The sequence below is a fragment of the uncultured Oscillibacter sp. genome (assembly GCF_950073225.1).
Classification (GTDB): Bacteria; Bacillota; Clostridia; order Oscillospirales; family Oscillospiraceae; genus Oscillibacter.
Map to the genome: position 1 here is coordinate 112,618 of NZ_CATMPS010000002.1, position 25,339 is coordinate 137,956.

A 25,339-nucleotide genomic window follows, 5' to 3' on the forward strand; every position below is an offset into this window, starting at 1 on the left:
TATGCCTTATTATTATGGTGGCTACGGAGACTTCCTGGCCAACAACATCTATTTCCTTCTGCTGATCCCGGTGATGATCCTGTCCCTCTGGGCCCAGGTCCAGGTCAGCGGCAGCTTCGATAAGTACAGCCGGGTCTCCAACCGCCGCCGCCTCACCGGCGCCCAGGCGGCGGAGGCGGTGCTCCGGGCCAACGGGGTTTACGATGTAACCATCACCTCCACCCGGGGCAAGCTGACGGACCACTACGACCCCCGGGACAATACCATCTATCTCTCTCAAGCCGTGTACTCCTCCGCCACCGTGGCGGCGGTGGGTGTGGCGGCCCACGAGGCGGGCCACGCTGTCCAGTACGCCGTGGGCTACGCTCCGGTTCGTCTGCGGAGCGCCATTGTGCCTGTGACGAATCTGGGTTCCCGCTGTTCCATGATCCTGCTGCTCATCGGGCTGCTGTTCTACAGCCAGAGCCTGTTTTTGGTGGGAATCCTGCTGTTTTCCCTGACGACGTTTTTCCAGCTGGTGACCCTGCCGGTGGAGTTCAACGCCTCCCGTCGGGCTTTGGAGACCATTGAGGGCCGGAATTTGCTGGACCATGAGGAGCTGACCGGAGCCCGGAAGGTCCTCCGGGCGGCGGCGCTGACCTATGTGGCGGCGCTGCTGATGTCTGCTTTGCAGCTGCTGCGGTATGTGCTCATCTTCCTGGGCCGGAACGGCGGGCGTGACAGCCGCCGGGGCGGAGGCCGGGGATGAGCGCCCGTGGGGAAGCGCTGGCCGTCCTGACCGCCTGCCGCGTGCGGGGGGCCTGGGCGGACGCGGCGCTGGGATCGCATCTAAAGGGGCTTTCGCCCGCCGACGCGGGGCTGTGCAGCCGGATTGTCTACGGCGTCATCCAGAACGAGACGCTGCTGGACTTTTACCTCTCCGGCTTCTGCTCCCAGAAGCTGGACCACCTCCAGCCGCCCCTGGCGGATATTCTGCGGATCGGGGCCTATCAGATTCTCTTTCTGGACCGGGTGCCGGACAACGCCGCCGTTCACACGTCGGTGGAGCTGGCCAAGGACGCGGGAAGGGAAGCGGCGGCGGGCTTGGTCAACGCCGTCCTCCGGCGGCTCTGCCGGGAGAAGGAGGCTCTGCCCGCCATCCCGGACCGGGATGAGGCCAAATACCTCTCTATCCGTTACAGCCACCCGAAATGGCTGGTGAAGCGGCTGCTGGCCCTGCTGGGCCGGGAGGGAACGGAGGCGTTTTTAACCAACAGCAACCGCCAGCCTCCCGCCGCCGCCCAGGTCAACACCCTCCGCTGTTCCACGGAGGAAGCGGTACATGCCTTAGAGGCTGAGGGCGTCCGGGCGGAGCCGCACCCGTGGCTTCCGGACTGTCTGCTGCTGCAAGGCACGGGGGACCTGGAGCGTCTCCAGGCGTTCCGGGACGGCATGATTTACATTCAAGACCCGGCGGCCCGCTTGGCGGTGCTGGCGGCGGGGCCCAAAGGCCGGGTGCTGGACGTGTGCGCCGCCCCCGGCGGAAAATCCTTTGCCGCCGCCATTGCCATGGGGGACCGGGGAGAAATCATCTCCTGCGATCTCCACGAGAATAAGCTGAAGCGCATCCGGGAGGGCGCGGCCCGGCTGGGACTGACCTCCATCCGCACGGAGGCCGCCGACGGGCGGGTCTTTCGGGAGGAATGGCGGGACGGTTTTGATCTGGTGCTGGTGGATGCTCCCTGCTCCGGCCTGGGCATCCTCCGCAAGAAGCCGGATATCCGCCGGAAAAAGGCGGACGACCTCTTCACCCTGCCGATGATCCAAAACGCCATTCTGGAAAACGCCGCCCGTTATGTCCGCCCCGGCGGAACCTTGCTTTACTCCACCTGTACCATCCTGCCGGAGGAGAACGAGGAAGTGGCGGATGCGTTCCTGGGGACCCATCCGGAGTTTTCCCGGGAAAGGTTTCTTCTGCCGGAGCCCATTGGGCAGGTGGAAGGGCAGATTACCCTCTGGCCCCACCTCCACGACACCGACGGCTTTTACATCTGCCGCATGACGCGGCGCGTTTGAGGCGAACCATGACCGATATCAAATCCATGACCCTCCCGGAGCTGAGGGACTTCCTCCAGGGACTGGGGGAGCCCGCCTTCCGGGGAAAGCAGGTTTTCTCCTGGTTGAGCCGGGGCACGGCCTCCTTTGACGAGATGTCCAATCTGCCCCGGTCCCTGCGGGAGCGTCTGGCGGAAACCTGTAGCCTAAGCGTTCCAACGGCGGCCCGGAAACAGGCCTCCGCCAAGGACGGCACCATCAAATACCTGTGGGAACTGGCGGACGGCAACTGCATCGAGTCCGTGCTGATGCGCTATCACCATGGGAATACCGTCTGCATCTCCTCCCAAGTGGGCTGCCGGATGGGCTGCGCCTTCTGCGCGTCCACCATTGCGGGAAAGGTCCGGGACTTGACCCCGGGGGAGATGCTGGACCAAGTGATCTTCACCCAGAAGGACTCCGGGGCTCCCATTTCCAACATTGTGCTGATGGGCATCGGAGAGCCCATGGACAACCTGGACGCCGTGCTGAAATTCCTGGAGATCGTCAACTGCCCCGACGGGTTGAACATTGGGATGCGGCACATCTCCCTGTCCACCTGCGGCGTCCTGCCCGGCATCCGCCGCCTGGCGGAGCTGGGTTTGCAGCTGACCTTATCCGTATCCCTCCACGCGCCGGACCGGGAAACCCGGTCCAGGCTCATGCCCGTTAACCGGGCCTATGACGTGGAGGAGCTGTTTGCCGCCTGTCATGCGTATTTCCAGAAGACCGGGCGGCGGATCTCCTTTGAGTACGCCATGATCGACGGCGTGAACGACCAGGACTGGCAGGCGGACCTCATCGCCAAGCGGCTGCGGGGGATGCCCGGCCATGTGAACCTGATTCCGCTGAACGACGTGACGGAAAGCCCCTTCCGGCCCTCCCGCCGGACGGCGGCGTTTCAAAAACGCCTGGAATCTCACGGCTTAACCGCCACCGTGCGGCGGAGCCTGGGTGGAGATATAGACGCCGCCTGCGGACAACTCCGCAGGAAGGCAGAGAAAGGGGAGGATTCCCAATGATGAATCTATGGAGCATGACCGACACCGGCCTCGTCCGTAAAGAGAATCAGGACGCCTACGCGGTGAAGACGGCTTTTGGACACACGATCTGCGTGGTCTGCGACGGGATGGGCGGGGCCGCCGGCGGACAGCTGGCCAGCCGCATCGCCGTGGACACCTTTTCCGCGGAGATGGAAAAGCGCCTCTCGCAGGAGGCCAAGCCGGACCGGCTCCGGGAGATCTCCGTGGTGGCGGTGGCCCTGGCGAACCGCGCCGTGCGGGAGGCCGCCCGGACCTCGGAGGAGTATCACAGCATGGGGACTACCCTGGTCTCCGCCGTTTCCTTCGACGGGGGCGTGGTCATCGCCAATGTGGGGGACAGCCGGGCGTATCATATCAATAAGCAGCGCATCCACCAGGTGACCCGGGATCACTCCCTGGTGGAGCACATGGTGGAGCGGGGGGACATCACCGCCGAGGAGGCCCGCCGCCACCCCAACCGGAACCTCATCACCCGTGCGCTGGGCCCGGATATCGATCCGGAGTGCGACTGCTACACCTGCCAGCTCCTGCCGGGGGACTTCCTCCTGCTGTGTACCGACGGGCTGGTGAATACGGTCACGGACGAGGAGATTATGCGGGAGGTCCTTCACGGCGATACGAACACCTGTATGGAACGGCTGCTGGCCATCTCCAAGAGCCGGGGCGCGTCGGACAATGTCACCGTCGTCCTGGCGAAGAAGCTGTAAGGAAGGAGGAGCTGCATGGATCAGTACATTGGAAAAATGCTGGACAACCGCTATGAAATTCTGGAGCGCATCGGCACCGGAGGCATGGCGGTAGTCTACAAGGCGAAATGCCACCGGCTCAACCGCCTTGTGGCGTTAAAAATATTAAAAAGCGATCTGGCCCAGGACGAGGACTTCCGCCGCCGGTTTAACGCGGAGTCCCAGGCCGTGGCCCAGTTGTCCCACCCCAACATCGTGTCGGTCTACGACGTGAGCCGGGGAGGGGACACGGAATATATCGTTATGGAGCTCATCGACGGCATCACATTAAAGCAATATATGGAGAAGCGGGGCCAGCTGAACTGGCGGGAATCCCTGCACTTCATCACCCAAATCATGCGAGGCCTCAGCCACGCCCACAGCCGGGGCATTGTCCACCGGGACATCAAGCCCCAGAACGTGATGGTCCTCCGGGACGGCAGCGTGAAGGTGGCCGATTTCGGCATCGCCTGCCTGGAAAACTCCGCACAGACTCTGACCCAGGAGGCCTTGGGCTCCGTTCACTACATTTCGCCGGAACAGGCGAGAGGGGAGCGGACCGACGCCCGCAGCGACATCTATTCTTCCGGCGTGGTTATGTATGAGATGCTCACCGGGCGGCTGCCCTTCGAGGGGGATTCCGCCGTGTCCGTGGCCATCCAGCACCTCAGCTCCGTGCCCCTGGCGCCCCGGGAGCTGAACGCGGAGATCCCCCAGCAGCTGGAGCTCATCTGCATGAAGGCCATGACCCCGGACCTGAGCCGCCGTTACGCCTCCGCCGACGCCATGATCGCCGACCTGGAGGATTTCCGGAAGAACCCCAACATTAACCTGGACTTTACCATGATGGATCTCCGGCCGGAGGAGCCGGCGGAGCCCACTCAGCCCATCCGCACCTATGACCGGACCCTTCATCCCACGCCGAAAAACCGGGAGCCGGAGCGGGTCCGGGAGCGCTTCCGGGATTATGACGACGACTATGAGCCGCCCCGCCGGGGGGGGGGCGCCGGGGTGAAGGTGCTGGTGGGCATCACGGTGGTGCTGGCCCTGGCGCTGGTCTATGTGCTGTTTAACATGGTCACGGATTCCATCCGGCAGCAGACCCAGGAGCCCCAGACCTATGTGGTGCCCTCGGTGGTGGGTTACACGCCGGAGCAGGCCGCCAACCTGGCGGAGGTGAAGGACGTCTTCATCCTGGAGGAAAAGGGCAGCGAGTTCAATGACGAGTACCCGGAAGGGGTCATCGTCCGGCAGAATCCCACAGAAGGAAGCCACCGCAAGGGCGACAACCTGACCATCGAGGTCTGGGTCAGCGCCGGGGAGGACACGGGAGAGATGCTGGACGTGACCAATAAGACCGTGGCCCAGGCAAATGTAATTCTGAAAGACCTAAAGACGAAATACAACCTGGAAATCATGGCCGACGAGGCCGAAATGGAGTTCAACGACGAGATCACGGAGGGCTTTATCATTCGCAGTATCCCTGCCGAGGGCGAGGAACTGAAAGACGGCGACATCGTCCGCCTGATCGTCAGCAAGGGGACGGAACAAAAGCCGGTGGTCGTTTCCAACTTTGTCGGCATGCAGATCGACCAGGTACTGCGGACCCTGCTCGACTCCCTGCACCTGGTCTGCGGCGAGGGCGATATTGAATATGTGGAAAGCGAGGCTGAGCCCAACAGCGTCATCTGGCAGAGTCTGGAACCTCTTACCACTGTGGAAGAGGGGGACACCATTCAATTCAAAGTCAGCAAGGGAATCACCGTCAAAGAAATAACCATCGGAATCCCGCTGCCCCAGGATGGAGGTACGACGGTCCTGGTACAGGTTTACGTGGGCGATGAAGAAAATCCGCAGTATGACGAACGGGTACGTTGCTCTGATATGACAGCCAATGTGACTCTCAAAGGCTCCGGCACGCAGACCATCAAGGTCTATTTTGACACTGTGCTTGCCCAGGATCAGACCCAGGAAATAACATTTGAATAGTATGACGGGACGGATTCAAAAGGCCCTCAGCGGCTTCTATTATGTGGACACCGGAGAAACGGTTTTGACTTGCCGGGCCAGGGGGAAATTCCGCAAAGAAGGGATTTCCCCCCTGGTGGGGGACCGGGTGGAGGTCCGGGAGCTGGGCAATGGGGAAGGGTTTGTGGAAACAATCCTGCCCCGGCGGAACGCGTTTGCCCGGCCCGCTGTGGCCAACATCGACCAGCTGGTGGTTATCGCCTCCGCCGCTATCCCCAAGACAGATCCCTTTCTCATTGACCGGGTAGCCGCCATTGCCGCGCTGAAGGATTGCGCTGTGGCGGTGGTGCTGAACAAGTGCGACCTGGACCCGGCGGACCGTCTCTATGAGATATACCGGGCTTCCGGCTTCCCAACCCTGCGGGTCAGCGCGGAAACCGGGGAAGGCGTCGAGGATTTGAAGGGGCTGATAGCCGGAAAGTTATCTGCCTTTACAGGAAACTCCGGCGTAGGGAAATCCAGCATTTTGAACACGCTGGACCCGGATTTTCACCTCCAGGTGGGGGAGGTCAGCACGGCCCTGGGCCGGGGGCGGCACACCACCCGCCATGTGGAACTGCACCGTCTCTCCTGCGGGGCGGAGGTGGTGGATACCCCCGGCTTTTCCTCCTTTGACGCCGAGGAACTGGACTTTGCGTTAAAGCGCCGCCTGCCGGAGACCTTTCTGGAGTTCGCCCCGTATCTGGACCAGTGCCGCTTTGTGGGATGCAGCCACACCCGGGAGAAGGGCTGCGCCGTGCTGGAAGCGCTCCGGCAGGGGAAGCTGCAAAAGAGCCGCCACGACAGCTACCTCCGCCTCTACGAGGAGCTGAAGCCCCTGCGGGATTGGCAGGAGAAAAAGTGAGAAAACGCCGCCTCCATTTTTGGGGCGGCGTTTTTCACGCTGGACAGCCTCCGCGTATATACTGGAGAGGAAGGAAAGGAGGCGTGACGCAATGAACTGTGGAAACGGGAGCTTTGGCGGCTTTGGAATGGGGGGCTGCGGAAACGGAGGCGGAGGAGGCATCCGCCTGCTGGGTCTTTTCGCTGTGGCCCTGGGTGCGGGAATTTTGATTTCCGTGGTGTTTCCGGTGGGCGTGCTGATGTTCCTGGTCGCGTTTCTGCTGATCGGCTGCGGCTGCGCCTGCTGCCGGCGTTGAGAATGGAGAGGAGGCGTCATATGAATATCGTCGTTTGGAAGTCCCCCAAAATGCTCCGGGGCATTCTGAAGAAGATTTTCAAGGTCTGAAACATATCCCGCCCCGGCGGCGCATAGAGTAGGACATGGATTCTATGCCTGCCGGGAAAGGAAGGAGTTCTTCATGGAACTGGATTTGAAAAAAGTGTCTTTGGACGCCTACGACACGGGCGGAGAGCTGACCCTCACCCAGGAGGAGACGGCGGAGACCATCGTGCCGGACTACTGCCCCGATATTGCCCGCATCATCGAGACGGACGGGAAGGTTTACCTCCACAGCCGTGAGCTGCGGGACGGAAAGGCGGAGCTCTCCGGCACCGTCCGGGTCACGGTGCTCTATACCCCCGACGGGGAGAGCGGCGTCCGCACCCTGGAATTTGCCATCCCCTTCACCGCCGAGAGCGACGGCCGGGCCCTGCCGGGCTGCCAGCACCTGACGGCGGAGACGGAGACGGAATTTCTGGAGGCCCGGATGCTGAACCCCCGGAAAATTTTTACCCACTGCAAGCTGGTGACCCATATAACCGGTTTCCAACGCAAGCCCTTGGTCTTCTGCGCCGACACGGAAGCGGAACCGGGGCTCCAGGTGGAAAAACGCCAGGAGAACCAGCACGCCATTCTTTTGACCCACATTGCGGAGAAGGACTTTACCTTTACCGAGGAGATGAACCTCTCTCCAGGCCGGGAGGGGGCGGCGGAGCTGCTGACCAGTCAGGTTTCCAGCACCGTCACAGAGACAAAAATTGTGGGGAGCAAGCTGATTTTCAAGGGAGTGTTCTCCATCAGCCTGCTCTACCGGGACAACAACGGCGGCTGCAGCTCCGCCGCCTCGGAGCTGCCTTTTTCTCAGATTATGGAGGTGGAGGGAGCCGTGGAAGGTTCTGCCGCCAGCCTGCAATTACAGCTGACGGGTACGGACCTGCAAATCGACGGCGACGACCCGGAGGGCCGCCAGATTGCCGTGACGCTGTATCTCCATGCCACGGCCCTGCTGCGGGAGGAGCAGGAGCTGACCCTGCTCAGCGACCTGTATTCCACCGCCTATGATATGACCTATGAGGCCGCGCCGCTGAGCATCACCAGCTTCTGCGAGAACCTGACCCGCCGCCAGACCCTGCGGGAGGTATTGGAAATCGGCGTGGTAGCCGAGTCCATCCTGGCCCTGTCGGCAAAGTGCGGCACGGTGTCCGTCAGCCGGGAGGGAGGCATGGCGGTTCTTCGGGCCGGCGTGACGGTCCGGGCCATGTATTTAGATGAAGGCGGCGTGCCCCTGGTGGCGGAGCGGAGCATCGACGCCGGTTGTCAGCTGGAACTGCCGGAGGACTGCCGCGTCACCGCCCGGGCCATCTGCTCCGAGGAGGTCCAGGGCACTCTGGGCGACCGGGGGATCGAGGTCCGCTTCCCGGTGGACTTCCACGTAGAGGCGGCGGCCAGGGTGAAAAAAGTATGCGTCTCCGCCGCGAAACTGGACACGGAGAATACCAAGGACCTGGGCGGCGCGCCTTCTCTGGTTCTGCGGTGCATCGGGCGGCAGGAAAGCGCCTGGGATTTGGCGAAGAAATATAACACCACCATCGCCGCCATCCTCTCCGCCAACCAGCTGGAGGAGGAAGGGGAGATTCCCCAGGACCAGATGCTGCTGATTCCCAGAAAAAGAGCTTAAAAAGGAGTGCGGGAGAATCCTCCCGCACTCCTTTTTACTGTAATCTTGCTCCCCTTATCCAAATGAAAATTCAACCGTTTGCATACCGGGAGAGGAACTGCTTCGTCCGCTCCTCCTTCGGATGATCGATGACCTCCCTGGGGTCGCCCTGCTCCACGATGATGCCGCCGTCCATAAAGATCACCTGGTCCGCCACGTCCCGGGCAAAGGCCATCTCATGGGTGACGATGATCATCGTGGTTTTTTGTTCCGCCAGGGAGCGGATAACCCGCAGCACCTCCCCGGTGAGCTCCGGGTCCAGAGCGGAGGTGGGCTCGTCAAAGCAGAGGATGTCCGGGTGGAGGGCCAGCGCCCGGGCAATAGCCACCCGCTGCTGCTGTCCGCCGGAAAGCTGGTGGGGGTAGTGGTCCGCCCGATCCGCCAGGCCCATCTGAGCCAGCAGCTCCCGGCCCGCTTTTATGATCTCCTCCTTGCTCTCGCCGCCCCGTTCCTTGACCAGCAGTTCCCGGGCCAGCGTGACGTTCTGCAATGCCGTGTACTGAGGAAAGAGGTTGAAATTCTGAAACACCAAGCCGAAGTGAAGCCGCTTCTGGCGGATGTCCTTCTCCGCTTGTGTGGAGGGGTCCGCCGCGTCAAAGATAACGCCGCCCTTCACGGCAATAGAGCCATGATCCGGCCGCTCCAGGAAATTCAGGCAGCGGAGCAGGGTCGTCTTGCCGGAGCCGGAAGAGCCGATGATGGAAAGGGCCTGCCCCTCCTCCAGAGAAAAACTGATATCGCTGAGGACCTGGGTGTCCCCGAAGTGCTTTTCAATGTGTTGGACCTCTAAAATCGCCATCGCCGTCAACTCCTCTCAACGGAAATATTCCAGTTTCTTTTCCAGTTTCCCCAGGAGGATGGTCGCCACGCCGCTGAACACAAGGTAGTACACCGCCGTAAAAAACAGCGGCCACACCAGTCCCGCGTAGCCCTGGTTGCCCTTCATGAAGGATTCGCCCATCCAGATGACCTCCTGCAGGGCCACGACCCGGGCCAGGGAGGTATCCTTGACCAGGGTGATAATCTCGTTGGACATGGGGGGGACGATGCGCTTGACCATTTGCAGCAGCGTGATCTTAAAGAAAATCTGCCGCTTCGTCATACCCAGCACCAGCCCGGCCTCCTGCTGTCCCACGGGCACGCCCTGGATGCCGCCCCGGTAAATCTCCGAGAAATAGCACGCGTAGTTGATGACAAAGGCCACCGCCACGGCGGTAAACCGCCCGGACTCGCCTCCGCTCCAGATGTGGAAGCCCTTCAAGCCGGGCACATAGTAGAGAGCGATGATCTGGAGGACCAGAGGCGTGCCCCGGATCATCCAGACTATGGTTTTCGTCAGCCAGCGCAGGGGGGGAATACGGCTCATGGAGCCGAAGGAGATGACCAGCCCCAGGGGAACCGCCCCCACCAGCGTGACGAAAAAAAGCTGGAGGGTTTTGATAAAGCCGGTATTCAAGGCGGTTACAACTGTCAGAAATTCGGTGGAGCTAAAAAAGGAAAGCATGGAATCGTCCTCTCATTGGAAATTTAGGGGAGGAAAACCGTCCAAAGGCAGAGAGGGAACCTCTCTGCCTTTGCGGATGGAAATCAGGAAGGACTTACTCTAAAATCAGGGACTCCTGTACGCCATAAGTGGTGCCGGTTTCCAGGACGGAACCGTCGGCAATGGCGGCGGACCAGAAGTCATTCCACGCGGCCACCAGATCGGACCCCTTGCGGAAGCCCACGCCGTACTCCTCGGACTCCAGGCCCTGGGCGGTGTTCAGGTTGACGGTATAGGTCAGGTTCGCGTAGTTGGTTCCCTCACCGATCATGGCTCCGGCCATCAGAAGGTCAATGACGGCGGCGTCGGCCGTACCGGCGGAAACCTCCATCAGCGCGTCGGCTTGCTTCGCCACGGCGGTGGTGGAAGCGCCCAGGGCCTCGGCGGCGTCCTCACCGGCGGAACCGGATTCCACGGCCACGTTCAGGCCCTCCAGGCTGGTCAGGCTTTCAAAATCCGCGGCCTTATCGGCGGGGACCACCAGCACCTGGGCGTTGAGGCAGTAGGCGTTTCCGGTGTCCATGGCCGCTTTGACCTCGTCATTTAAGGTCATGCCGTTCCAGACACAGTCGATGCTCTTGGCATCCAGCTCCATGACCTTGTAATCCCAGGTGATTTCCTGGAACTCCACCTTGACGCCCAGGCTCTCGGCGAAAGCGGAGGCCATGTCGGCGTCAAAGCCAATCCAATTGCCGTTGGCGTCCCGGTAGTCCATGGGGGCGAAGTCCGTCATGCCCACCACCAGGGTTCCTTTGTTCTGGACATAGGCCAGATCGCTGTCAGAGTCCTTTTGCTCGTCTCCGGCGCCGCCGGAGGTCTGGTCCTCAGGAGCGGCCGCTGAGGGTCCGGCATCTCCGCTTTTATCGGAGCTTGCGTCCTTGCCGCCGCAGGCGGCCAGGCTCAGGACCATGGCAAGGGCCAGCAGGAGGGCCCAAAACTTCTTGCTTTTCATCATGCTTTCATCCTCCAAAATGGAACAGGCAAGCCTGTTCGTTTAATACGCTAGCAGTTTACCATATTAAAGAACACCTGTAAAGCGTGATTTCGACCAAATCAGCCCAGCCAGAGGCGAAACTTCCTTGTGTGTTTTCTCCAAAACAAGACGGGCCGTCATACTTTCCGCCGGACGGGCATAGATTGGAACATGAATATGGAGCGGAAAAAGGACGGGATGCTATGAACACGACCATTTATCAGAATATCGCCACCCGCACGGCGGGGGATATCTACATCGGCGTGGTGGGCCCGGTGCGGACCGGCAAGTCCACCTTCATCAAGCGCTTCATGGAAACCCAGGTAATTCCCAACATTGAAAATGTATACCGCAAGGAGCGGGCCCGGGATGAGCTGCCCCAGAGCGGTTCCGGCCGGACCATCATGACGGCGGAGCCCAAGTTCGTCCCGGAGGAGGCGGCCCAGGTGCAGCTGCCCGACGGCGCGTCCTTCTCCGTGCGGCTCATCGACTGCGTAGGCTACATGGTACGGGGGGCCATCGGCCAGTTTGAGGACGACGCCCCCCGGATGGTGACCACTCCCTGGTACGATTACGAGATTCCCATGACGGAGGCGGCGGAAATCGGCACCCGGAAGGTGATCTCGGAGCACTCCACCATCGGGATTGTCATCACCACCGACGGCACCGTCTCCGACATTCCCCGGGAGGACTACCTGGAGGCGGAGGAGCGGGTGGTCCGGGAGCTCCAGGAGCTGGGAAAGCCCTTCATCGTCCTGCTGAACTCCGTGGACCCCAAAAGCGACCGGGCGGAGGCCATTGCCCGGGATATCAGCAGCCGCTATGAGGTGAACTGCGTCCCGGTAAACTGCCTGGACCTGGGGGAGGAGGACGTGGCGGATATCTTGCGGGCCGTCCTCTACGAGTTCCCCATGCAGGAGCTGGACCTGTTCCTGCCCCCTTGGGTGGACGCCCTGCCGACGGATCACCCCATCAAAGCCAGCCTCTACGACGCGGTGCGCCAGGGAACCTCCCAGCTTCAGCACATCCGGGAGGTGGAGGGCGTCATCTCCGCCCTGGGGGCCTGCGAGAACATCAGCGAGGCGAAAATTACCTCCATTGACTTGGGCACCGGCGTGGCGGCGGCCAGCCTGAGCCTGCCCCGGGAACTGTTCTATCACACCTTGTCGGAGCAGTCCGGCTTTGAGGTGGGGGACGACGGGGATTTGATGAGCCTGTTGACCCGCCTGGCGGCGGTAAAGGCGGAGTACGACAAGGTAGCCGGGGCCCTGCGGGATGTGAAGGAAACGGGCTATGGCATCGTGGTGCCCAGCATCGACGAGCTGAAGCTGGAAGAGCCGGAAATCATGAAGCAGGGAGGCCGCTACGGCGTGAAGCTGAAAGCCAGCGCCCCCAGCATCCACATGATCCGGGCGGACATTGAGACGGCGGTATCGCCCATCGTGGGGAACGAAAAGCAGTCCGAGGACATGGTAAACTACCTGCTCCAGGAGTTCGAGGGGGACACCAGCAAGATTTGGCAGTCCAACATCTTTGGCCGGAGCTTCCATGAACTGGTCAGCGACGACCTCCAGGGCAAGCTGAAACGGATGCCGGACGACGCCCGGAAGAAGCTTCAGGAGACCCTGACCCGCATCATCAACGAGGGCAGCGGGGGGCTTATCTGCATTATCCTATAACCCTATAATTATAACAAAAACGGGCATGGAAAACCATGCCCGTTTTTCTGCTTATGGAAGCTCCTCCGGCAGGGGCTTCCGCGCGTATTTCAAAAATTCCTCCCGGACGGCACCAAGCTTCTTGTAAGCCTCCCGGCCTTCCGCCAAGGTCATACCGCGGTTTTCATCACTGGGCTGGTCCTCGCCGGGATCAAACACGTCGTTTTCCCAGAGGCACACCGGGCAGATATAGGCGAGGGCGTCCTCCTTGGGAACGGGGAAGGTTTTGCAGCCGCAGCAGGGACAGGGGAATTTTCCCGGCACGGGCGGCGGTTCCGGCGGCATTTGGCTTGGAGCGGGGGCCCGTTCGTGGACCGCCGTTGGAAGGAACATCCGCTTTTCCCTCACAGCGCCGTCCCTCTTTTCGGCGTGTAAAGCCGGGATAAATCGACGCCCTCCAGTTCCAGGAGAAAGCGCTTTTTCTTCACGCCTCCGGCGTAACCCGTCAAACTGCCGTCCGCCCCCACCACCCGATGGCAGGGAATGATAATCGAGATGGGGTTATGCCCCACAGCGCCGCCCACCGCCTGAGGAGAGGCGGGGATGCCGGAGGCTTTTAACTTCTCTGTCAAGCCTCCATAGGTAGCAGTCTCTCCAAGGGGAATTTCCAGCAGCAGCTTCCACACCCTCTGCCGGAACGCGCTTCCCTTGGGAGCCAGGGGCGGCAGGGGAGGGAGGTTCCGCTTTTCAAAATAGGCGTCCAGCCACGCTGACGCTTGAAGGAAAACCGGCAGATCCGGCCGCTCTTCGGTTTCCGACTCCAGCCCGGCGGCGAAATACTTCTGCCCCTCCAGCCAGAGGCCCAGGATGCTGTCCCCGTCAGAAGCCAGGGACAGGGGGCCCATGGGGGAAGCCAGCTTCGTCAAATAAGTCATGGAGCGTTCTCCCTTCGCTTGATGCTCTCATTGTACCAGAACAAACGTATGGCTGCAAGCACATTTTTTGGCCGCTCTTGCAAGACGGCCCGACTCGTGCTACTATATAATAAAAAATGTGCAAGAACCGGAACGAAAGGAGCGCTTCCCATGCTGCTTGCCATTGATGTAGGCAACTCTAATACCTCCGTGGGCCTTTTCGACAAGGACAAAACCCTTCGCTTTCTGGCCTCTTTGGACACGGACAGCCGGAAGACCGCGGACCAGATCAGCATCGACCTGATGAACCTCTTTACCCTGTATCATTTCAGTTATAAGGATGTCACCGGGGCTATCCTGTGCAGTGTCGTCCCTCCGCTGAATTTCATGATGGAAAAGGCCCTCACCCGCCTTCTGGGCAAGCCGCCCATGGTTGTCGGCCCCGGCGTGAAGACCGGCTTGAACATCCGCCTGACGGTCCAGACCCAGGTGGGGGCCGATATCGTGGCGGATGCTGTGGCGGCGCTGGAGAAATTCACACCTCCCATCATCACCATCGACATGGGGACGGCCACTACCATCGGGGTCATCTCCGAAGGCCGGACCTACGAGGGGGGCCTTCTCCTGCCGGGGGTCAACGTTTCCCTGGAGGCCCTGAGCCGACGGGCCGCCCAGCTGCCGGACATCTCCCTTCAGCATCCCAAGGCGTTAATCGGAAAAAACACCGAGGACTGCATGCGCTCCGGCATTGTCTACGGAACCGCCGGAATGCTGGATGGAATCATCGACCGTATCCGGGAGGAGTTCCCGGGCCGGGAGGTCAGCGTTGTCGCCACCGGGGGAAACGCCCCTGTGATTGTGCGCTACTGCCGGAACCAGATTCTCTACGACAAGTTCCTTCTGATGAACGGGCTTTGGACCATCTACCAGAAAAACAGCTGATGGCAGGAGAATTTTCAATGTGTTGCTGTCCAAAGGTTTTCGCCGTCCGCCAACAGGCGGACGGTTTTTCGCAAATTGAAGGGAACGCCCGCCTGTTTTTCCCGTCTATATGAACGAAGGGCCCTTCCACCAATCATGAAAGGGGAGAGGATATGGAAGACCATGCCATTATAGATCTGTACTGGTCCCGGAACCCGGAGGCCATCCAGCGGACTGGGGAGAAATACGGCGCTTACTGCCGGGCCATTGCCCGGAACATCCTGCCGGACCGCCGGGATGCGGAGGAGTGCGTAAACGACACTTGGCTGGGCGCCTGGAACGCCATGCCGGAGAACCGGCCGGGCCTGCTGGCCCCGTTCCTTGGAAAAATCACCCGGAATCTGGCCCTTACCCGCTGGCGGGCCGGACATACGGAGAAGCGGGGGAGAGGCGAGCTGCCTCTGGTCCTGGACGAGCTGGCGGACTGCGCCTCAACGGAAGACACCCTCCAGACCTTGGAGGCGGCGGAACTGGAGGAAGCGGTAAACCGCTTTCTCCGCACCCTGCCGGAGCGGGAGTGCAGCGTTTTCCTGCGGCGCTATTGGTTTACGGAGCCCATGGCGGACATCGCCCGGCGCTATGGAATGCGGGAGGCTACCGTGCGGACCAGCCTGTTCCGCAGCCGGGAGAAGCTGCGGCGTCATTTGGAGAAGGAGGGCTTGCTATGAAGAATCAGGAACGGCTGTTTCTCGCCATCGGCGGGGCGGACCCGGAGTTGATAGCCCGCAGTGAGCGGCGCAGGGGAAGCCGTGGGCTCGGATACATCGTGGCCGCCGCAGCTTGCCTCGCGCTGGTTCTGATTGCGGGGGGCGGTATTTTCCCGCGGACAACACCGCCCCCCAGCACGACGCGGGCCCCGGCGGCAACCGTGGAGCCCGGCACAGTGCCGCCGCCGGAGACGGAAAAACCGGACCCCGACGGCTGGCGCTTCTTCCTGCCGGAGGGGGGCAGTGAAATTGGAGCCCTGCGCCTTTTGAGCTACGCGCCCCAATCGGCGGAAGCAGTGGATTTTCTCATTTATGTCAACGAGGAGCAATATGCTATCCGTGAAGAAAAAGGGCTTTACAGTATTAGAAGTACCAATCCTTTGCCGGAGGATTTTCCGGAATGCGGCCTGGATATTTTCCACCTTTCCGCAGTTTCGCCGGAAGAGGCCAGGAACACAGCGGCGGAAGCTCTGGCAGACCGTTACAAGACCGTCTCTTTGGATGATGAGAGCGCCGTGCTGCCAAAGATTCCCTATCTCCGAGCCAGTGCGGGCGTAGACTGGAACTCTGAACAGGCGGAGCTCTGGTTTGTGGACGACGGACAGGGGGGGACCTTTGTCCTCACCGCCCGCTACTTCCTGGAGGCGGAAGAGGGAATGGGCATGCAGTTCCGGGATATGGTTTCCAGCTTCCGGGTGGTCCCTCTAGACCGGATTGCCCACGAATGGATGCGCTCCCTTTATGAGACGGCGGAGCGCCTGTTCCCGGCGCTGCTGTCCAACGATCTTTCCGGCGTTTCCGACTTGCTGGCAGAGGACGCTGATGCGGACGCCTATGGGGAGAACGTCTGGGAATATGTCACCATTGCCTCTGTGGACTATACCCTGGACAATGACAAAGATCCTGCCTCCGCCACGGTCTCGGTAAAGCATCGGCTGAACCTGGAGGAAGGGGAGAGCTACAACTATCTCACCATGGAACTGACCCGTCAGGATGGCCAGTGGAAGCTGGCCTGGTCCGGCATTGAGAAATAAACTGAAAGCGCCCCGCTCGTAAAAGCGGGGCGCTTTCCATAAAGGGACGGAATTTTTATTTTGCCAGAACCTTCTTCAGCTTGGCAAACCGGGGCAGGGAGTCCTGCTTGGGCAGCTTGGGCTCGCCCTGGACCAGGGGCAGGACATAGTCGATGAAGGGCTTTTCCACGCCGTTGTGGGCGGCGTTGATCCACTCCAGAGGCACCTTTTTCTCCGTGTTGGCCACGTCGGTCAGGCCCAGCAGCTTGGTCTTGCAGACATACTGTCCGTTCTCATAGCTCCGCTCAAAGCCCACCATCTTGTCGGTGATGCCCGCCACGGCGTTTTCCACAGCGGCCTTGCCGGACATGAAGGACTCTTCGATATCGGTCTCGGAGGCCAGGTGCGCACCGCAGCGCTGGAGGAGGCTCAGCTCGATGCCCCGGACCTTGGCGCCGGTCTTCTGCTTCACGGCGTCCGCCAGCATGGCGGCAAGGCCGCCCAGCTGAGCGTGGCCGAACCCGTCGGTGGCGGAGGTCTTCGCCTCGGAGACGAAGGAACCGTCGGCGTAGTGGATGCCCTCGGAGACGGCTACCATGCAGTTGCCCTTCTCCTTATAGATACGGTCCACATCCGACAGGAACTGATCCATGTCGAAGTCCACCTCGGGGAGATACACCAGGTCGGGGCCCGCGCCATAGGCGGTGGCCAGGGCGGCGGCGCCGGCCAGCCAGCCGGCGTGACGGCCCATGATTTCAATAACGCAGACCATGCCGGTGTCATAGACCCGGGCGTCCTGATAGACCTCCATGCAGCTCGTCGCGATATACTTGGCGGCGGAGGCAAAGCCGGGGCAGTGGTCGGTCCCGAAGAGGTCGTTGTCGATGGTCTTGGGCACGCCCATGACCCGGCACTCATAGCCTACCTTCTGCATGTATTTGCTGATTTTGTTGCAGGTATCCATAGAGTCGTTTCCGCCGTTGTAGAAGAAGTAGCGGACGTCGTACTTTTTGAAGATCTCCAGGATGCGCTTATAGTCGGTATCATCCACATCCGGGTCCTTCATCTTATAGCGGCAGGAGCCCAGAGCGGAGGAAGGGGTGTATTTCAGCAGCTCCAGCTCGGCGGGGTCCTCCTCGCCCATGTCGAACAGCCGGTCGTTCAGCACGCCCTTGATGCCGTGCTCCGCGCCCAGGACGCGGGTGATATTGGGATTTTCCAGCGCGGTGCGGATAACGCCGTACGCACTGGCGTTGATGACGGAAGTGGGTCCGCCGGACTGGCCGAAGATGCAGGCGCCTTTCAATTCACTCATGAGAAACAGCCTCCTCAAAAAATTTTTTCTTCCATTTCAAGCCCAGGGGACAGAGCCCAAGGTATTTTTTATCATACCATTCAAAAAAAGAATTGTAAATACTTGCATTTTATTTTTTTTGTGATATTATCATAAAAGAAAATCGTTTTCGTCTCCGCGAAGGAGGGGAAAGGGGCCCTAGGGCCTTTTTCCCGCCCGGCCGGAGGCGGGACAAATAAAATTTGTCAGGAGATGATTGTTATGGCACTGGTCACTTCTACCGAGATGTTCAAAAAGGCCTATCACGGAGGGTATGCCATCGGAGCCTTCAACGTCAACAACATGGAGATTATCCAGGGCATCACCGAGGCCTGCCGCGAGGAGCAGGCTCCCGTGATCCTCCAGGTGTCCAAGGGCGCCCGGGCTTACGCCAACCGCACGTATCTTGTGAAGCTGGTGGAGGCCGCCGTCATCGAGTGCCCCGAGATTCCCATCGTGCTGCATCTGGACCACGGCGATACCTTCGAGACCTGCAAATCCTGCATCGACGACGGCTTCACCTCCGTCATGATCGACGCCAGCTCCAAGCCCTTTGCCGAAAACATCGAAATCACCAAAAAGGTGGTCGAGTACGCCCATGACCGCGGCGTAGTGGTGGAGGCGGAGCTGGGCGCTCTGGCTGGTGTGGAGGACGAGGTCAACGTCTCCGCCGAGGATTCCCACTACACCCGTCCCGAGGAAGTGGAGGAGTTCGTCTCCAAGACCGGCTGCGACTCCCTGGCCATCGCCATCGGCACCTCCCACGGCGCTTTCAAGTTCAAGCCCGAGCAGTGCACCCGCAACGAGAAGGGCATCCTGGTTCCGCCCCCGCTGCGCTTCGACATCCTGGAAGAGATCGTAAAGCGCCTGCCCGAGTTCCCCATCGTGCTCCACGGCTCCTCCAGCGTGCCTCAGGACTACGTGAAGATGGTCAACTCCAACGGCGGCAAGATGCCCGACGCCGTGGGCATCCCCGAGGAGCAGCTCCGTCAGGCCGCCCGCAGCGCCGTCTGCAAGATCAACATTGACTCCGACCTGCGCCTGGCCATGACCGGCACCATCCGGCAGCACTTCAACGAGCATCCCGGCGACTTTGATCCCCGTCAGTACCTTAAGCCCGCCCGGGCCAACATCAAGGAGCTGGTCCGCCATAAGCTGGTGGACGTCCTGGGTTGCGACCACAAGGCCTGATTTATTTCCACATAGCGGACCAAAGGCGGAGGCGCGGAGCGCCTCCGCTTTTTACCTCTTTTTTTCCGCACGGAAACAGAGAGGACAGCGGCGGCAGAACGCGGTATACTTTTGAGACAAGGAGGGGATGGTATGGATTGGCTGAACGACTGGAACAAGGCGCTGGCCTATCTGGAAGCAAACCTGGATAGGGACATCGACCCAAAGGAGCTTGGCAGGCTGGCGGGCTGTTCCGCCTACCACTTCCAGCGGATGTTTTCTTACTTGGCCGGAATCCCGCTTGGCGAGTACATCCGCCGGAGGCGCATGACCCGGGCGGCGGCGGATCTGCAAAACGGGGAGAAAGTGCTGGACGTGGCCCTGCGCTATGGCTATGAATCGCCTACCGCCTTTAACCGGGCCTTCCAGGCGGTACACAAGCTGCCTCCATCCCAAGCAAAGCAAGAAGGTGTAAAGCTAAAAGCCTTTCCGAGTATCCACTTCAAATTTGTACTCAAAGGAGCCGAGGAAATGGAGTATCAGATCGAAAAACGGGAGGCTTTCCGCATTGTGGGCTTCCGCACGCCGCTGCCCATGGATGTGGAAAAGAGCTTTCAAGTGGTCCCGAAATTCTGGGCGGAGATCGGCCCGCGGCAAGCGGAGCTGGTTCCGCTGATGAACGGGGAGCCGGCCGGAATGTTGGGCGTGTGCACCTGTGACGAGGAGGAAAACTTCTATTATATCGCTGTGGCCTCCAGCGCCCCCGCCCCGGAGGGAATGCATGAATGGATGGTGCCCGCCGCCACCTGGGCGGTTTTCGCCGGGACGGGCCGTCTGCCGGAGGCCATGCAGGAGCTTCAAAAGCGGATCGTCTCGGAATATTTACCGGATTCCGGCTATGGGTGGGCCAAGGCGCCGGACATTGAGGTCTATTTGAACCGGCCTGGAGAGGAAAGCCGCTTCCAGGTCTGGCTGCCGGTTACAAAGCGCTGACGCACCCTTCCGTCTCGCCTCGCATATTCTGAGAGGGAAGGGGAGGGAAGCGGTATGCAGCTGCATCCATATGACCGGGAAGCCGCCGTTTTGTACGCTCACCAGTGGGCCTATGGACGGAACCCGTTTTTTTACGATTATGAGCATCTGGGAGGGGACTGCACAAACTTTGCGTCCCAGTGCATCTACGCCGGAAGCGGCGTGATGAACTTTACGCCTACTTATGGCTGGTACTATATTGACGCCAACCGGAAATCCCCGTCCTGGACAGGGGTTCCGTACTTGTACAATTTCTTGACAAGGGATAGCTTTTCTATGGGACCGCTGGCAGAGCCCTGCCAATTGGAAGACCTGCTGCCGGGGGACATCGTTCAGCTTTCCTTCAAAGGAGAGGAGTTCCAGCATTCGCCCATTGTGGTGTCCGTGGGAAACCCGGCAACGCTGGAAAACGTCCTGATTGCCGCCCACAGCTATGACGCGGATTACCGGCCGCTATCTACTTATGAGTACCGGAAAATCCGTTTCCTGCATATTACCGGCGTCGTACGGCCCTGAAAATTTTGTTCAGAAAAGCCGCCTCTTTAGAGGCGGCTTTTCTCACTTTGAATCATCCTTTTTCCTACTATTTTTAATCTTTGACAAGGGATTTGCCTTTGCAGCCACTCGCAAAGATTCATTGTCGATATGGGTATAGATTTGCGTCGTATTCAGGTGGTCGTGGCCTAGGACCTCCTGGACCGCCCGGACATCTACGCCATTTTGCAGCATCAGCGTGGCGGCGGTGTGGCGGAGCTTGTGAGAGGAATACTCGCTTTCGTCAATTCCGGCGGCGGCAAGACGTTTTTTCACCATGGCGTGGACCGTGGAGCGGCTGATTCGCTCGTTGCGGGAGGACAAAAACAGCGCGCTGGCATCTCGTCCGGCAATGGGGCGGCGGATGGCCAGGTAACGGTTCAGCGCGTCCTGGCAGGCATCGTTTAAATAGAGGATACGGACTTTGTTGCCCTTGCCAAGGACGCGGATAGACTCTCCTTGAATATCCCGGAGGTTCAAACCGACTAACTCTGAGATCCGCAGTCCGCAATTGAGAAACAGCGTCAGAATGCAATAGTCCCGTTCCTGGTTCTTGCCGTCCACGGAGTCCAGCAGTTCTATGCTTTGGTCCAAGGTCAAATATTTCGGCAGATTTTTTTTCAGCTTCGGCGAGTCGATATCTTTGACAGGATTTTCACGAATAAGATGGGCTTTATTGGTCAAGTAATTGTAGAACGACCGAATCGTTGCCAGCTTCCGGGCGCGGGAGGCCGTGTTAAGCCCATAGTCCGAATTCCGGCTGTTCTGGTGCTGAACGCGGTCCCGGCTCAGATAGGTCATATAGCCATAAATATCCGTCAGCGTTACCGTGGAGACCAATTCCAGATCGATGTCCTTGATGTCGATCTCGTCCAGCGCCAAGCCAGACAAGCTGGAGTCCCGCGTCTGCTTCAGATAGCGGAAGAAATTCCGCAAGTCCAGGAAATATTCGTCCACCGTCTGCTTGGAATGGGCCTTGACGGTTTCGTGGTAAGCGAGGAAGTCCCGCAGGATCGGCGGAGCTTCAGTACGGTAATCGACCATGGATCTGGGAAAGACTTCTTGCGATTGGGATAAAGAAAGCTATGACGGCCGGATACTCCCCTATATTGAACAAAATTTTTATTTTGTTCAATCGCTTACGCCTTTCCCTTGCCTCCTCCCTGATGGTATTTCGGTTATCAAAAGATTATATCACGGGAGCCGCATCAAGTCCAGCAGAGATTCCACCAGCGGCCCGAGGCGGCGGTCTGCCTCACGGAGCTTCTTCACCCGGTCTTGGATCATCACCATCTCGCGGTGCTTGTCCGAAATCTGCGCCTGGAGCTGGTTCCAGTCCTGAACCAGTTCGTCCCGGCGTTCCTCCATATCCAGGACGAGGTTTTCCAGCTTCTCCGAGAAATTGGCCCCACGGTATTGCTCTATGTACTTCGTCACTCGGTCCGAGAGGCGGACGCACTTTTGGTTTGTTTTTGCCATACTGTTCCACAAGCCTCCTGTATTTTGGATTTTCCGAAATATTTCGCTCTTGAATTTTGCGCAGAAAGAACGGCGCGCCGTAGATTTCAACATCTGCGGAAATGGCGTTTCCGGCCTGCTCAAAGACAAACGTGTCCAGCTGTCGGATATTATACTCTATTCCCGGCTTCACATAGAGCCGAATCCGGCCAACCTGCTCAATCAGATTTTCCCAGTAATCTTTCATGGGCCACCGCCAGCGGTTGCTGTCTGTCCCTGGATCGTCGACGTAGCGAACGTAGTTCACCAGCACACCCCGGAACAGGACGCCAATTGGAGCCGGGTCAGAGCAGAACGCCTCTGCCCGCTCGTCTCGGAGCTGGAGTTCCACCCGAACCCAGTGCTGGTCCTCTGGTAAGTCCCGTTCTGCCGCTTTGTCATAAATGCGAATCAAGACCGCGCTTTTCTTGCTGCCGTGGTAAACCGTGATTCCAGGCCGCCCGTCCTTAAACTCCTTTTCTATCCTGGACTTGCGAAATTTACTCACAAACTGCTGTCCCCCGTCCTGGTTGTCACTGTCGTGGAAAAGCTGCTGGATATCCAGGATAGCGTCCAGAATGCCTTGGCGGTCAAGATGATTGGCCTCTCAGCTCGGTATCGGTAACACGCTGCGGCCTTCGGCATCCTATGCCCTGGCTGTATTACAAGAATCGAACTGCGGCAGCTCACCGTCAGCCGGGCATGTAATACATTCCCTTCCCCGCCTAGGGGCGACTGAACAAAATAGCGGTTGTTGTTGCAAAATATCAGGCCGGAAGCTGTTTTCCCACTCGTTTCAGTGGTTCAGCTTCCGGCCTGTTTCAGCGGTCATTTCACAAAAAACCTTGATTTATTTTGTTCAATCGCCTACGCCTTTCCTTTGCCTCCTCCCTTGTAGAGATATCATTTTTCTTCGGCCTGCCGCCGGACGCTTGTCCATCTTCAAGCCAGGCCATTGTCATAAAATCCGCCGTTCCGGTCACACTATGGAACATCAAAGGACCATTGTCGGAACGGAGGATCGCCTTGATTCCATGCACCAGCGAATGTGTCTATCAATCTGACGGCTTATGCACACTGGACAGCGCCGCCGCCGCCGGCGTGCCCGCTTTAGGCGGCGCCTGCGTCCACTTTATCCCCGCAAAGCGGCTCGAATCGCCTCACCGATATTCTGAACGGGCAGAAGCTGCAAATCCGGGAAGCTCTCCAGCCCTTGACGGGCCGGAATCACACAGCGTTTGAACCCCAGCCGCCGGACCTCGGCTACCCTCTGGGACAGCTGGCTGACGCTCCGCAGCTCTCCGGTGAGTCCGACTTCCCCGACGGCCGCCAGATCGCCGGGGACGGGCTTGTCCAAGTAGCTGGAGGCCAGCGCCACCACGGCGGCCAGGTCCGCGGCGGGCTCGTCCAATTGCAGCCCGCCGATGATGTTCAAATAGGCATCACAAGTAGACAGCTTCAATCCCCCTCGCTTTTCCAAAACCGCCAGCAGCATGGCCGCCCGGTTGTAGTCGAAGCCGTTGCTCGTCCGCCGGGGATTTCCCGCCGCGGAACCTACCACCAGGGCCTGAACCTCCGCCAGCACCGGCCGGGCCCCCTCCATCACGCAGGTGACGCAGGTTCCCGGCGTTTCTTCCGGCCGGCCGGACAACAGCATTTTAGAGGGATTTTCCACCTCCGTCAGCCCGCCGTCCCCCATCTCAAAGACGCCGATTTCATTGGTTGCCCCAAAGCGGTTCTTCGCCGCCCGGAGGATGCGGCAGAAGGTATGCCGGTCCCCCTCGAAGTACAAGACACAGTCCACCATATGCTCCAAGACCTTGGGCCCGGCGATGGAGCCCTCCTTGTTCACATGGCCGATGACAAACACCGTGATGCTGCTCCCCTTGGCCAGCTGCATCAAGGCCATGGTACAGTCTTTTACCTGGCTGACGCTGCCCGCCGGAGAATCCAGCGCATCATTATAAAGCGTTTGAATGGAGTCCACAATCAACACATCCGGCTGCTCCTGGTTTACCGCCTCCAGCATTTCTCCCAGGCCGGTCTCCGACAGCACCAGCAGGTTTTCGCTTTCCACATGGAGCCGCTGGGCCCGGAGCTTCAGCTGGTGCTGGGACTCCTCGCCGGATACATACAATACCTTCGCGAACCTGCACAGCTTCCCGCAGATTTGCAGCATCAGCGTAGACTTTCCGATACCGGGCGCACCGCCCACCAGGACCAAAGAGCCTTTGACGGCCCCGCCGCCCAGGACGCGGTCCAGTTCTCCCATGCCGGTGGAAAAACGGATCTCCACGCTGTCCCCCAGTTCCGTCACCGGGAGGGCCTTGGGAGGAGCGGCGGCCCGGGAGGAAGCGCTCCTCCCCTTCCCTTTCACAGCAGGTTCCGGCCGCTCTACCACCGTATTCCACGCGCCGCAGGCGGGACAGCGCCCCGCCCACTTGGGCGTCTCATTGCCGCACTCCGTGCAGTAAAAAAGTGTTTTCGGCTGTTTCATCTCAAGTCTCCAGATTCGTTTTCCATCGCCCCGGCGTTCAGGTATCCCGCCGTGACGGCGGCCGCCAGCCGCAGCTGATAGGCCGGGTCCTGCAAGCGCTCCGTCTCCTGTGTATTGGAGAGAAATCCGCATTCTACCAAAACGCCCGGCGCGGTGATATGTTTCATTAAATAAATACTGTCAGGGATTTGCCGGGGATGCTTGCCGTTTCCGGCGTTGACAGCGGTGTTCAAAGCGTCCTGAATGCTTTCCGCCAGCGCTTCCGCCCCTTCCTGCCGGTTCCAGAACACCTGGGCCCCATGGGTTACCGGAGACGAAGGCAGGCTGTTTTGGTGGATGCTCAGAAGAATGGCGTTTTCCGTCTCCTCCACCAGCTTCACCCGGTTTTTGAGGTCAGAGGTCTTCCGCTGATGCATCGTGTCCAAGCCCTGATCGCAGATGGTCACGTCCTCCATCCGGGTCAGCCGTGTCCGCAGTCCCGTGAAACGCAGCAGATCGCTGACCCGCAGGGACACCGCTAGGTTGATTTGGCTCTCCGCCACGCCGCCGGGAGAAACCGCTCCCCCATCCTCCCCGCCATGGCCGGGGTCGATCACCACAGTGACGGGAACTTCGTCCCGGACATGGAACGCCGGAACAGCGCTCCCCCTCCACAGTACTGCCGCCAAACCCAAAAAGAAGCAGCAGAACAGGCATGAGAGAACCAAATCGCGTTTTCGCAGCAGGATGACCACGGACA

The 25,339-nt window shown here is 59.9% G+C and carries 25 protein-coding genes and 1 pseudogene; 15 read left to right on the forward strand and 11 right to left on the reverse strand.

Annotated elements, in window-relative coordinates:
• Nucleotide 1: 1 nt before the first annotated feature.
• The 8 genes from Q1M04_RS02185 (at nt 2) to Q1M04_RS02220 (ending at nt 8,709) form a co-directional block, all read left to right on the forward strand.
• The gene (locus tag Q1M04_RS02185) at nt 2–748 is read left to right on the forward strand and encodes a zinc metallopeptidase (RefSeq protein WP_297294169.1); all 747 of its coding nucleotides are present in this window, start codon (nt 2–4) and stop codon (nt 746–748) included.
• Entirely contained in the window at nt 745–2,055 is a 1,311-nt protein-coding gene (gene rsmB / locus Q1M04_RS02190) for a 16S rRNA (cytosine(967)-C(5))-methyltransferase RsmB (RefSeq protein ID WP_297996867.1), read from the forward strand. Before Q1M04_RS02185 ends, rsmB begins: the two co-directional genes overlap by 4 nt.
• A gap of 8 nt (nt 2,056–2,063) precedes the next feature.
• On the forward strand, nt 2,064–3,095 hold the full coding sequence (gene rlmN, locus Q1M04_RS02195) for a 23S rRNA (adenine(2503)-C(2))-methyltransferase RlmN (protein ID WP_297996865.1): 1,032 nt from the start codon (nt 2,064–2,066) through the stop codon (nt 3,093–3,095).
• Entirely contained in the window at nt 3,092–3,823 is a 732-nt protein-coding gene (locus tag Q1M04_RS02200; RefSeq protein ID WP_293279309.1) for a Stp1/IreP family PP2C-type Ser/Thr phosphatase, read from the forward strand. Before rlmN ends, Q1M04_RS02200 begins: the two co-directional genes overlap by 4 nt.
• Nucleotides 3,824–3,838: 15 nt before the next feature.
• Complete coding sequence (gene pknB / locus Q1M04_RS02205; protein ID WP_295755129.1) at nt 3,839–5,830, forward strand: Stk1 family PASTA domain-containing Ser/Thr kinase; 1,992 nt, start codon at nt 3,839–3,841, stop codon at nt 5,828–5,830.
• 1 nt (nt 5,831) lies between these two features.
• A complete protein-coding gene (gene rsgA, locus Q1M04_RS02210; RefSeq protein ID WP_297997035.1) occupies nt 5,832–6,713 on the forward strand; it encodes a ribosome small subunit-dependent GTPase A in 882 nt (293 codons plus the stop codon).
• A 91-nt stretch (nt 6,714–6,804) separates the two neighbouring features.
• On the forward strand, nt 6,805–7,008 hold the full coding sequence (locus Q1M04_RS02215) for a hypothetical protein (RefSeq protein WP_204789487.1): 204 nt from the start codon (nt 6,805–6,807) through the stop codon (nt 7,006–7,008).
• Between the two features lie 162 nt (nt 7,009–7,170).
• Nucleotides 7,171–8,709, forward strand: coding sequence for an SPOCS domain-containing protein (locus Q1M04_RS02220; protein WP_297996862.1), 1,539 nt, complete (start codon nt 7,171–7,173; stop codon nt 8,707–8,709).
• A 70-nt stretch (nt 8,710–8,779) separates the two neighbouring features.
• Here the strand turns inward: Q1M04_RS02220 and Q1M04_RS02225 are convergent, their stop codons facing one another.
• The 3 genes from Q1M04_RS02225 to Q1M04_RS02235 form a co-directional block, all read right to left on the reverse strand.
• Nucleotides 8,780–9,547, reverse strand: a complete 768-nt coding sequence (locus Q1M04_RS02225) for an amino acid ABC transporter ATP-binding protein (RefSeq protein WP_297294164.1) — start codon at nt 9,545–9,547, stop codon at nt 8,780–8,782.
• A gap of 15 nt (nt 9,548–9,562) precedes the next feature.
• On the reverse strand, nt 9,563–10,252 hold the full coding sequence (locus tag Q1M04_RS02230) for an amino acid ABC transporter permease (RefSeq protein WP_295755133.1): 690 nt from the start codon (nt 10,250–10,252) through the stop codon (nt 9,563–9,565).
• Nucleotides 10,253–10,346: 94 nt separating this feature from the next.
• Nucleotides 10,347–11,246, reverse strand: a complete 900-nt coding sequence (locus Q1M04_RS02235; RefSeq protein WP_366131392.1) for a transporter substrate-binding domain-containing protein — start codon at nt 11,244–11,246, stop codon at nt 10,347–10,349.
• A gap of 221 nt (nt 11,247–11,467) precedes the next feature.
• On the opposite strand from Q1M04_RS02235, the gene spoIVA reads away from it, so the two are divergent.
• Nucleotides 11,468–12,943, forward strand: a complete 1,476-nt coding sequence (spoIVA, locus tag Q1M04_RS02240; RefSeq protein WP_297996859.1) for a stage IV sporulation protein A — start codon at nt 11,468–11,470, stop codon at nt 12,941–12,943.
• Nucleotides 12,944–12,994: 51 nt separating this feature from the next.
• On the opposite strand, the gene Q1M04_RS02245 is transcribed toward spoIVA, so the two are convergent.
• Together Q1M04_RS02245 and Q1M04_RS02250 are read right to left on the reverse strand one after the other, a co-directional pair.
• Nucleotides 12,995–13,330, reverse strand: a complete 336-nt coding sequence (locus tag Q1M04_RS02245) for a CPCC family cysteine-rich protein (protein WP_297996857.1) — start codon at nt 13,328–13,330, stop codon at nt 12,995–12,997.
• Entirely contained in the window at nt 13,327–13,857 is a 531-nt protein-coding gene (locus Q1M04_RS02250) for a methylated-DNA--[protein]-cysteine S-methyltransferase (protein WP_297996855.1), read from the reverse strand. Before Q1M04_RS02250 ends, Q1M04_RS02245 begins: the two co-directional genes overlap by 4 nt.
• A 150-nt stretch (nt 13,858–14,007) precedes the next feature.
• On the opposite strand from Q1M04_RS02250, the gene Q1M04_RS02255 reads away from it, so the two are divergent.
• From Q1M04_RS02255 to Q1M04_RS02265, 3 genes are all read left to right on the forward strand, one after another.
• Complete coding sequence (locus tag Q1M04_RS02255; protein WP_297294160.1) at nt 14,008–14,778, forward strand: type III pantothenate kinase; 771 nt, start codon at nt 14,008–14,010, stop codon at nt 14,776–14,778.
• Nucleotides 14,779–14,930: 152 nt separating this feature from the next.
• Nucleotides 14,931–15,485, forward strand: coding sequence for an RNA polymerase sigma factor (locus tag Q1M04_RS02260; protein ID WP_297996853.1), 555 nt, complete (start codon nt 14,931–14,933; stop codon nt 15,483–15,485).
• Entirely contained in the window at nt 15,482–16,558 is a 1,077-nt protein-coding gene (locus Q1M04_RS02265; RefSeq protein WP_297996851.1) for a hypothetical protein, read from the forward strand. The genes Q1M04_RS02260 and Q1M04_RS02265 overlap by 4 nt, the downstream gene beginning before the upstream one ends.
• Nucleotides 16,559–16,613: 55 nt before the next feature.
• Here Q1M04_RS02265 and Q1M04_RS02270 read toward each other — a convergent pair whose 3' ends face one another.
• Complete coding sequence (locus Q1M04_RS02270; RefSeq protein ID WP_297301286.1) at nt 16,614–17,852, reverse strand: 6-phosphofructokinase; 1,239 nt, start codon at nt 17,850–17,852, stop codon at nt 16,614–16,616.
• A gap of 240 nt (nt 17,853–18,092) precedes the next feature.
• On the opposite strand from Q1M04_RS02270, the gene fba reads away from it, so the two are divergent.
• From fba to Q1M04_RS02285, 3 genes are all read left to right on the forward strand, one after another.
• On the forward strand, nt 18,093–19,061 hold the full coding sequence (gene fba / locus Q1M04_RS02275) for a class II fructose-1,6-bisphosphate aldolase (RefSeq protein WP_293278874.1): 969 nt from the start codon (nt 18,093–18,095) through the stop codon (nt 19,059–19,061).
• A 132-nt stretch (nt 19,062–19,193) separates the two neighbouring features.
• A complete protein-coding gene (locus Q1M04_RS02280) occupies nt 19,194–20,033 on the forward strand; it encodes an AraC family transcriptional regulator (protein WP_297996848.1) in 840 nt (279 codons plus the stop codon).
• Between the two features lie 54 nt (nt 20,034–20,087).
• Nucleotides 20,088–20,588, forward strand: a complete 501-nt coding sequence (locus tag Q1M04_RS02285) for an amidase domain-containing protein (RefSeq protein WP_295755151.1) — start codon at nt 20,088–20,090, stop codon at nt 20,586–20,588.
• Between the two features lie 42 nt (nt 20,589–20,630).
• On the opposite strand, the gene Q1M04_RS02290 is transcribed toward Q1M04_RS02285, so the two are convergent.
• The 5 genes and pseudogenes from Q1M04_RS02290 to Q1M04_RS02305 form a co-directional block, all read right to left on the reverse strand.
• Entirely contained in the window at nt 20,631–21,650 is a 1,020-nt protein-coding gene (locus Q1M04_RS02290; RefSeq protein WP_297996847.1) for a tyrosine recombinase XerC, read from the reverse strand.
• A gap of 150 nt (nt 21,651–21,800) precedes the next feature.
• Nucleotides 21,801–22,085: a hypothetical protein gene (locus Q1M04_RS02295; RefSeq protein WP_297996845.1), complete on the reverse strand. Its 285-nt coding sequence runs from the start codon at nt 22,083–22,085 to the stop codon at nt 21,801–21,803.
• A 97-nt stretch (nt 22,086–22,182) separates the two neighbouring features.
• Nucleotides 22,183–22,683, reverse strand: a pseudogene (locus tag Q1M04_RS16090) (replication initiation factor domain-containing protein); the annotation flags it as partial.
• A 552-nt stretch (nt 22,684–23,235) separates the two neighbouring features.
• Nucleotides 23,236–24,600, reverse strand: a complete 1,365-nt coding sequence (gene radA / locus Q1M04_RS02300) for a DNA repair protein RadA (RefSeq protein WP_204791899.1) — start codon at nt 24,598–24,600, stop codon at nt 23,236–23,238.
• Nucleotides 24,597–25,334 carry an N-acetylmuramoyl-L-alanine amidase gene (locus Q1M04_RS02305; RefSeq protein ID WP_297294197.1) on the reverse strand — a complete coding sequence of 246 codons (738 nt, stop codon included), beginning with the start codon at nt 25,332–25,334 and terminating at the stop codon, nt 24,597–24,599. Before Q1M04_RS02305 ends, radA begins: the two co-directional genes overlap by 4 nt.
• Between the last annotated feature and the right edge of the window lie 5 nt (nt 25,335–25,339).

Excerpts from the sequence above, each read along its gene's own strand:
- Q1M04_RS02270 (WP_297301286.1), bottom strand. The coding sequence starts at position 17,852 with ATGAGTGAATTGAAAGGCGCCTGCATCTTCGGCCAGTCCGGCGGACCC.
- Q1M04_RS02220 (WP_297996862.1), top strand. The coding sequence starts at position 7,171 with ATGGAACTGGATTTGAAAAAAGTGTCTTTGGACGCCTACGACACGGGC.
- rsmB (WP_297996867.1), top strand. The coding sequence starts at position 745 with ATGAGCGCCCGTGGGGAAGCGCTGGCCGTCCTGACCGCCTGCCGCGTG.
- Q1M04_RS02230 (WP_295755133.1), bottom strand. The coding sequence starts at position 10,252 with ATGCTTTCCTTTTTTAGCTCCACCGAATTTCTGACAGTTGTAACCGCC.
- spoIVA (WP_297996859.1), top strand. The coding sequence starts at position 11,468 with ATGAACACGACCATTTATCAGAATATCGCCACCCGCACGGCGGGGGAT.
- Q1M04_RS02250 (WP_297996855.1), bottom strand. The coding sequence starts at position 13,857 with ATGACTTATTTGACGAAGCTGGCTTCCCCCATGGGCCCCCTGTCCCTG.
- Q1M04_RS02185 (WP_297294169.1), top strand. The coding sequence starts at position 2 with ATGCCTTATTATTATGGTGGCTACGGAGACTTCCTGGCCAACAACATC.
- Q1M04_RS02200 (WP_293279309.1), top strand. The coding sequence starts at position 3,092 with ATGATGAATCTATGGAGCATGACCGACACCGGCCTCGTCCGTAAAGAG.
- radA (WP_204791899.1), bottom strand. The coding sequence starts at position 24,600 with ATGAAACAGCCGAAAACACTTTTTTACTGCACGGAGTGCGGCAATGAG.
- Q1M04_RS02285 (WP_295755151.1), top strand. The coding sequence starts at position 20,088 with ATGCAGCTGCATCCATATGACCGGGAAGCCGCCGTTTTGTACGCTCAC.
- Q1M04_RS02215 (WP_204789487.1), top strand. The coding sequence starts at position 6,805 with ATGAACTGTGGAAACGGGAGCTTTGGCGGCTTTGGAATGGGGGGCTGC.
- Q1M04_RS02265 (WP_297996851.1), top strand. The coding sequence starts at position 15,482 with ATGAAGAATCAGGAACGGCTGTTTCTCGCCATCGGCGGGGCGGACCCG.
- Q1M04_RS02255 (WP_297294160.1), top strand. The coding sequence starts at position 14,008 with ATGCTGCTTGCCATTGATGTAGGCAACTCTAATACCTCCGTGGGCCTT.
- Q1M04_RS02290 (WP_297996847.1), bottom strand. The coding sequence starts at position 21,650 with ATGGTCGATTACCGTACTGAAGCTCCGCCGATCCTGCGGGACTTCCTC.
- rlmN (WP_297996865.1), top strand. The coding sequence starts at position 2,064 with ATGACCGATATCAAATCCATGACCCTCCCGGAGCTGAGGGACTTCCTC.
- Q1M04_RS02225 (WP_297294164.1), bottom strand. The coding sequence starts at position 9,547 with ATGGCGATTTTAGAGGTCCAACACATTGAAAAGCACTTCGGGGACACC.
- fba (WP_293278874.1), top strand. The coding sequence starts at position 18,093 with ATGGCACTGGTCACTTCTACCGAGATGTTCAAAAAGGCCTATCACGGA.
- Q1M04_RS02280 (WP_297996848.1), top strand. The coding sequence starts at position 19,194 with ATGGATTGGCTGAACGACTGGAACAAGGCGCTGGCCTATCTGGAAGCA.
- rsgA (WP_297997035.1), top strand. The coding sequence starts at position 5,832 with ATGACGGGACGGATTCAAAAGGCCCTCAGCGGCTTCTATTATGTGGAC.
- Q1M04_RS02295 (WP_297996845.1), bottom strand. The coding sequence starts at position 22,085 with ATGGCAAAAACAAACCAAAAGTGCGTCCGCCTCTCGGACCGAGTGACG.
- Q1M04_RS02235 (WP_366131392.1), bottom strand. The coding sequence starts at position 11,246 with ATGATGAAAAGCAAGAAGTTTTGGGCCCTCCTGCTGGCCCTTGCCATG.
- Q1M04_RS02260 (WP_297996853.1), top strand. The coding sequence starts at position 14,931 with ATGGAAGACCATGCCATTATAGATCTGTACTGGTCCCGGAACCCGGAG.
- pknB (WP_295755129.1), top strand. The coding sequence starts at position 3,839 with ATGGATCAGTACATTGGAAAAATGCTGGACAACCGCTATGAAATTCTG.